Annotated in this window: 7 protein-coding genes; 2 read left to right on the top strand and 5 right to left on the bottom strand. The window is 71.2% G+C overall.

Going from position 1 to position 6,475, the window contains the following annotated elements; genetic code table 11:
- The first annotated feature begins 843 nt into the window (after window positions 1–843).
- Window positions 844–1,878 carry a tryptophan--tRNA ligase gene (gene trpS / locus B7L92_RS32375; protein WP_081240857.1) on the top strand — a complete coding sequence of 345 codons (1,035 nt, stop codon included), beginning with the start codon at window positions 844–846 and terminating at the stop codon, window positions 1,876–1,878.
- Here the strand turns inward: trpS and B7L92_RS32370 are convergent.
- On the bottom strand, window positions 1,809–2,843 hold the full coding sequence (locus B7L92_RS32370) for a GlxA family transcriptional regulator (RefSeq protein ID WP_081240856.1): 1,035 nt from the start codon (window positions 2,841–2,843) through the stop codon (window positions 1,809–1,811). The genes trpS and B7L92_RS32370 overlap by 70 nt on opposite strands.
- 58 nt (window positions 2,844–2,901) lie before the next feature.
- Between B7L92_RS32370 and B7L92_RS32365 the strand changes: the two genes are divergently transcribed.
- Entirely contained in the window at window positions 2,902–3,483 is a 582-nt protein-coding gene (locus B7L92_RS32365) for a cysteine hydrolase family protein (protein ID WP_081240855.1), read from the top strand.
- Between the two features lie 25 nt (window positions 3,484–3,508).
- On the opposite strand, the gene proC is transcribed toward B7L92_RS32365, so the two are convergent.
- The 4 genes from proC to B7L92_RS32345 all read right to left on the bottom strand — a co-directional run.
- On the bottom strand, window positions 3,509–4,321 hold the full coding sequence (gene proC, locus B7L92_RS32360) for a pyrroline-5-carboxylate reductase (protein ID WP_081240854.1): 813 nt from the start codon (window positions 4,319–4,321) through the stop codon (window positions 3,509–3,511).
- 107 nt (window positions 4,322–4,428) lie between these two features.
- The gene (locus B7L92_RS32355; protein ID WP_016825176.1) at window positions 4,429–5,214 is read right to left on the bottom strand and encodes an ABC transporter permease; all 786 of its coding nucleotides are present in this window, start codon (window positions 5,212–5,214) and stop codon (window positions 4,429–4,431) included.
- On the bottom strand, window positions 5,211–6,038 hold the full coding sequence (locus B7L92_RS32350) for an ABC transporter ATP-binding protein (protein WP_081240853.1): 828 nt from the start codon (window positions 6,036–6,038) through the stop codon (window positions 5,211–5,213). The genes B7L92_RS32355 and B7L92_RS32350 overlap by 4 nt, the downstream gene beginning before the upstream one ends.
- Window positions 6,039–6,110: 72 nt before the next feature.
- The coding region (locus B7L92_RS32345; RefSeq protein ID WP_143626415.1) for a methyltransferase domain-containing protein at window positions 6,111–6,475 on the bottom strand (365 nt) is incomplete at its 5' end.

Genomic DNA, 6,475 nt, shown 5'->3' with positions numbered 1-6,475 from the left:
CTCCGTGAATGTCTCCCCGTGCTCGGGGCACACAACACGGGAGCGGAACGCCGGGAGGAATGATCCCGGCGTTCACAGCGTCCTCGCTGTGTTTTCTTCAAAGGAACCTCGCCACCGGGACAACCCGGTGTCGGGGTATCAACATATCTGGCGTTGACTTTTGGCACGCTGTTGAGTTCTCAAGGAACGGACGCTTCCTTCGTACTCACCCCTGCGGGCTTTCCTCCGGGCGCTTCCCTTCGGTCTTGCGTTCCCGACTCTATCAGACCTTTCCGGTCCGATTTCCTCGGTGCTTTCCGGGGTCCCGCTTCCGCGTTTCCCTTTCCGGCGTTTCCGACTCTAGCAGACCCTTTCGAGCCTGACTCCCCGTCAGAGGGGTGTGCCTTCCCGGCCGTTGGGCCGTTCCGACGAGTGAGACCTTAGCGGATTCCCGGCTCCCGAGCTAATCGGGGGCCTGCGTCCTTTCGAACGCGGATTCCTCATTTCGCGAATACGCACGCCAATGACACGACGCGCAGACAGACGCCTGCCGTCGAGAAGGAGTGGTATTGCGGAATGGTTGTCCGGGGACCGACCGGAGTCGGCGCTCACGTCGGGCAACCCGGAGAACACTACGGATCCGACCGGGCCGTGTCAACCCTCGCCCTCGATCCACCCCGCAGAGCTACGCTGACCCCTGTGACGACGCGTACGTACCGCCAGTTCTGGTGGGCCGCCTGACGGCGGCCCTGCTCACGTACGCACCCAAGCGGCCGCCGATCCGGCGGCCGCTCTTGTTTCTCCTCCGGAGCTCCGAGGAGCGGTCGGCCGGGACGGCGGCCTCGACCAGGAGACGGAGAAGAGATGACACGGGTCTTCAGCGGGATCAAGCCGACCGGGCACCTGACGCTGGGGAACTACCTGGGGGCCATGCGGCGGTGGGCCGCCGTCGACCAGCACCGGGCGGAAGCGCTGTTCTGCATCGTCGACCTGCACGCGCTGACCGTGGACCACGACCCCGCTCGGGTGCGCAGGCTGAGCCGGCAGGCGGCGACGCTGTTGCTGGCCTCCGGGCTGGATCCACAGGTGTGCACGGTGTTCGTGCAGAGCCAGGTGGATGAGCACGCGCGGCTGTCGTACCTGCTCGAGTGCGTGGCCACGGACGGCGAGATGCGGCGGATGATCCAGTACAAGGAGAAGGCCGCGCGGGAGCAGCGGCGGGGCGGGAGTGTGCGGCTCTCGCTGCTGACCTATCCGGTGCTGATGGCGGCGGACATCCTGGCGTACGGGGCCGACGAGGTGCCGGTCGGGGACGACCAGGCGCAGCACGTGGAGCTGACTCGCGATCTCGCGGTGCGGTTCAACCAGCGGTACGGGCACACCTTCGTGGTGCCGAGGGCCACGCATCCGAAGGTGGCGGCGCGGGTGATGAACCTGCAGGACCCGACGGCGAAGATGGGCAAGAGCGACGACACGGGGCCGGGCATCGTCTATCTGCTGGACGAGCCGGACGTGGTGCGGAAGAAGGTCATGCGGGCGGTGACCGACAGCGGGCGGGACGTCATGTACGACCGGGAGGCGCGGCCGGGGGTGGCCAATCTGCTGGAGATCCTCGCGGCGTGCTCGGGTGGGAACCCGGAGGCGTTGGCCGGTGTATATGAGTCGTACGGCGCTTTGAAGAAGGACACCGCGGAGGCTGTGGTCGAGGTCCTGAGGCCCGTGCAGGAGAGGCACAAGGAGTTGTGCGCGGATCCGGGCCATGTGGAGGGGGTGCTGCGGGATGGTGCGGAGCGGGCGCGGGCCATGTCCCGGCCGACCGTGGATGCCGCTTACCGGGCGATCGGGCTGCTGCCTGCGGGCTCGGATACCGGGGCGGCCGCGCTGAACGCCGCTCGGTAGGCGCGAGGGCTGGTGGCGAGGCGCGATGCGAAGTGCTGGCGCATCGTGACCTCGCTGCCGAAGCCCGCTCTGCGGGCGACCTCGGGCATGGGGAGGTCGGTGCGTTCCAGGATCCGCTGGGCTGCGGCGACGCGCTGGTCGAGGAGCCAGCGCAGCGGGGTGGTGCCGGTCGCCGCGGTGAAGTGGCGGGCGAAGGTGCGCGGGGACATGCCGGCGTGGGCGGCCAGGTCGGCGACCGTGAGTGGTTCGTGGAGGTGGCGCAGGGCGTGCTCGCGCACGGCGGCGAGGGCGTCGGCGTCGCGGTCGGCGCGGGGGGTGGGGTGCTCGATGAACTGTGCCTGGGTTCCGGTGCGGAAGGGGGCCGTGACCATGGAGCGGGCGATGGTGGCGGCGGCTTCGGCGCCGTGGGCGGTGCGGACCAGGTGGAGGCAGAGGTCGATGCCGGCGGCGGTGCCGGCCGCGGTCCAGATGTTGTCGTCCTCGATGAACAGGGCGTCGGGGACGACGGTGACGTGGGGGTGGTGCGCGCGGAACAGTTCGACGAGGTTCCAGTGGGTGATGGCGCGGCGGCCGTCGAGGAGGCCGGCCTGGGCGAGGGTGAAGGCGCCGCCGCAGAGCGCGGCGAGGGTGGTGCCGCGGGCGTGGGCGTGGCGGAGGGCGTCGAGGACGGGCGGTGGTGCGGGGGTGAGGTGGTCGTCGAGGCCCGGGACGACGACGAGGTCGGCTTCGGCCAGCCAGCCGAGGGTGCGGTCGGGGTGGAGGGAGAGGCCGCCGCGCATGGGGATGGGGGTGGTGTCGGTGGCGACGCGGCGCAGGTCGAAGGCGGGGGCGCCGCGGTCGGTGCGGTCGGCGCCGTAGACCTCGGTGATGACGGAGACGTCGAAGGCGCGGATGCCGGGGAAGGCGATCAGGGCGACGCGGTAGGGCTGCTCCACGTCGGCAGTAAACCATCGGCGGTAATCCATCGATCGATGTCTTTCAGACCCCTGGGGGTGGGAGGGGCCCGGCGGCAGGATCGTGGGCATGGAGATCGCGGAGAACGCGGCGCTGGTCGTCGTGGATGTGCAGCAGGGCTTCGAGGAGCTGGGCTTCTGGGGGCCGCGGAACAACCCGGGAGCGGACGACAACATCGCGTCGCTGATCGACGTGTGGCAGGCGTCGGGCCGGCCGGTCGTCTTCGTACGGCACGACTCGACGCAGCCGGGGTCGCCGCTGCGGGCGGGTCATGAGGGGAACGGCTTCAAGGAGTACGTGGAGGAGCGGCGTGGGAAGGGAGGCGCGGAGCTGCTGGTGACGAAGGACGTGAACTCGGCGTTCCACGGCTCGCCCGATCTCGACGCCTGGTTGAAGGGGGCCGGGATCTCGCAGATCGTGCTGGCCGGGATCCAGACCAACATGTGCGTGGAGACGACGGCCCGGATGGGCGGGAACCTGGGGTACGACGTGGTGGTGGCGTTCGACGCGACGTACACCTTCGACCTGGAGGGGCCGTTCGGCTGGCGGTGCGGTGCGGACGAGGTGGCGCGGGCGTCGGCGGTGTCCCTGCACGGGGGCGGTTTCGCGCGTGTGGTGACCACGGAGGAGGTGGTGGACGCGGCGGGGTGATCCGCCCCCGGACGGGCCGGCGCGGTCAGTCCTTGGTGCCGGAGGCCAGTTCGCGGCTGCGGTCGCGGGCGGCTTCCAGGGCGGCGATGAGAGCCGCTCGTACACCGTGGTTCTCGAGTTCGCGGATGGCGTTGATGGTGGTGCCGGCGGGGGAGGTGACGTTCTCGCGGAGCTTCACCGGGTGCTCGCCGCTGTCGCGGAGCATGGTGGCGGCGCCGATCGCGGACTGGACGATCAGGTCGTGGGCCTTGTCGCGGGGCAGGCCGAGGAGGATGCCGGCGTCGGTCATGGCTTCGACCAGGTAGAAGAAGTACGCCGGGCCGGATCCGGAGAGGGCGGTGCAGGCGTCCTGCTGGGACTCGGGGACGCGGAGGGTCTTGCCGACGGCGCCGAAGATCTCCTCGGCGTGGGCGAGGTGGTCGGCGGTGGCGTGGCTGCCGGCGGAGATGACCGACATGGCCTCGTCGACGAGGGCGGGGGTGTTGGTCATGACGCGGACCACGGGGGTGCCGGCGGCGAGGCGGTCCTCGAAGAAGGCGGTCGGGATGCCGGCGGCGCCGCTGACGACCAGGCGGTCGGCGGGGACGTGCGGGGCGAGTTCGTCGAGGAGGACGCCCATGTCCTGCGGTTTGACCGTGAGGATCAGGGTGTCGGCGGTCTTGGCGGCCTCCTGGTTGGAGACCGGGGTGACTCCGTAGCGGGTGCGGAGTTCTTCGGCTCGTTCCTGGCGGCGGGCGGTGACCAGGAGATCGGCGGGAGCCCAGCCCCCGCGGATCATTCCGCTGAGCAGGGCTTCGCCGATCTTGCCGGTGCCGAGGACCGCGACTTTCTGCGTCATGGCTGGGGTGCCCTCCGGAGGGTGCGTCGTCCTTGTTCATCCTCGCACTCGGGGCCTCGGGGGCGGGGTGATTGTCCGGTGGGCGGAATGGTGGTGTCCCTCGGCCGTCACGCCGTCCTGCGTCGCAGGGTCGCCGCGCCGAGGCCGAGCACCAGCAGGGCGCAGCCGGCGACGATCAGGGCGTCGCGGACGAAGGCGGCGGTCATGTCGGTGTGCCGGAGGACCTCGTTCATGCCGTCGACGGCGTAGGACATGGGGAGGGCGTCGGAGACGGCCTCCAGGACGGGGTGCATGTTCTCGCGCGCGGTGAACAGACCGCAGAGGAGGAGCTGGGGGAAGATCACGGCCGGCATGAACTGGACCGCCTGGAACTCCGAGGCCGCGAAGGCCGAGACGAACAGGCCGAGGGCCGTGCCGAGGAGGGCGTCGAGCAGGGCCACGAGGAGGAGCAGCCAGGGGCTGCCGGTGACGTCGAGGCCCAGGAACCAGACGGCGAGGCCCGTGGCCAGGGCGGACTGGACGATCGCGAGGGCGCCGAAGGCGAGGGCGTAGCCGGCGATGAGGTCGCCCTTGCCGAGGGGCATGGCGAGGAGGCGTTCGAGGGTGCCCGAGGTGCGTTCGCGCAGGGTGGCGATCGAGGTGACCAGGAACATCGTGATCAGGGGGAAGATCCCGAGCAGTGAGGCGCCGATGTTGTCGAAGGTGCGCGGGCTGCCGTCGAAGACGTAGCGGAGCAGCAGCAGCATCAGGCAGGGGATGAGCAGCATCAGCGCGATGGTGCGGGGATCGTGGCGCAGTTGGCGCAGGACCCGGGCCGCGGTGGCGGTGGTGCGGGAGAGGTTCAGGGCGCCGGTGGGGGTCGGCGTGGTCGTCGCCGGGTGGGTGGTGCTCATCGGGTGGTCTCCTTCGTGCGGCCTGCCGCGGTCGCCGCGTCCACCAGGTGCAGGAAGGCCGCCTCGACGGTCTCGGAGCCGGTGCGGGTGCGGAGTGCGTCGGGGGTGTCGTCGGCGAGGATCTCGCCCGCGCGCATGAGCAGGAGTCGGTGGCAGCGCTCGGCCTCGTCCATGACGTGGGAGGAGATCAGCAGGGTGGTGCCGCGTTCGGCGGCGAGGGTGTGGAAGAGCTGCCAGAGGTCGCGGCGCAGGACCGGGTCGAGGCCGACCGTGGGTTCGTCGAGGACCAGGAGTTCGGGGGTGCCGAGGAGGGCCACGGCCAGGGAGACGCGGCTGCGCTGGCCGCCGGAGAGGTTGCCGGCGAGGGCGTCGGCGTGGGTGGTGAGGTCGACGTCGGCGAGGACGCGCTCCACGTCCTGGCGGCGGTCGGCGCTCGCGCGGCCGGGGTGGAGGATCGCGGCGAAGTAGTCGAGGTTCTGGCGGGCGGTCAGGTCGTCGTAGACCGAGGGTGCCTGGGTGACGTAGCCGATGCGGGTGCGCAGGGTGGGGTGGCCGGCGGGGAGGCCGAGGACGTCCAGGGTGCCGGTGACCTTGGCCTGGGTGCCGACGACGGCGCGCATCAGGGTCGACTTGCCGCAGCCGGACGGGCCGAGGAGGCCGGTGACCTGGCCGCGCGGGACGGTGAAGTCGAGGCCGCGCAGGACCGTGCGGGGGCCGCGGACGACGGTGAGGTCCCGGGCGCGGACGGCCGGAGTGCCGTCGGCCCGCCCTTCGTCGCCGTGCGGGGTGTCCGGGCGCGGCGGCTCGGAGGAGTAATTCATCATGTGATGAATAATCCTCTCCGGGGCAGGCCGCGTCAAGCGGTGGCGAAGCGCGGTCCGTGGGCTGCTCGCGGGCTACGAAGGGGCGGTGGCGACGAGCAGGACGACGTCGTAGGTCTCCTCGACGGTGCCGTCCGGGAAGGCGTTCCTCAGGTGGTCGCGCTGCTCGGCGGCGGCGTCCACGCCGAAGTGACGTGCGACGCGCGCGGACTCCTCGGCGATCCAGGGCACGTCGAGCGCGTTGATGTTCCACCACAGGGCGAGCGCGCCGCCCGGGCGCAGGACGCGGAGCGCCTCCGGCACGGCCCGGGCGGGGTCGGTCCAGTGCCAGGCCTGGGCGTAGGTGAGGAGATCGCGGGAGGCGCCGGCGAGGGGCAGGGCGTTGCCGTCGCCGCGGACGATCGGGAGGCCGGGGTGGAGGCGGCGGAACTGCGCCGCCA

Source organism: Streptomyces viridosporus (assembly GCF_002078235.1).
GTDB classification, from domain to species: domain Bacteria; phylum Actinomycetota; class Actinomycetes; order Streptomycetales; family Streptomycetaceae; genus Streptomyces; species Streptomyces viridosporus.
Note: the sequence above shows the minus strand (reverse complement) of the source record. Positions and strands in the feature narration are given on the sequence as shown.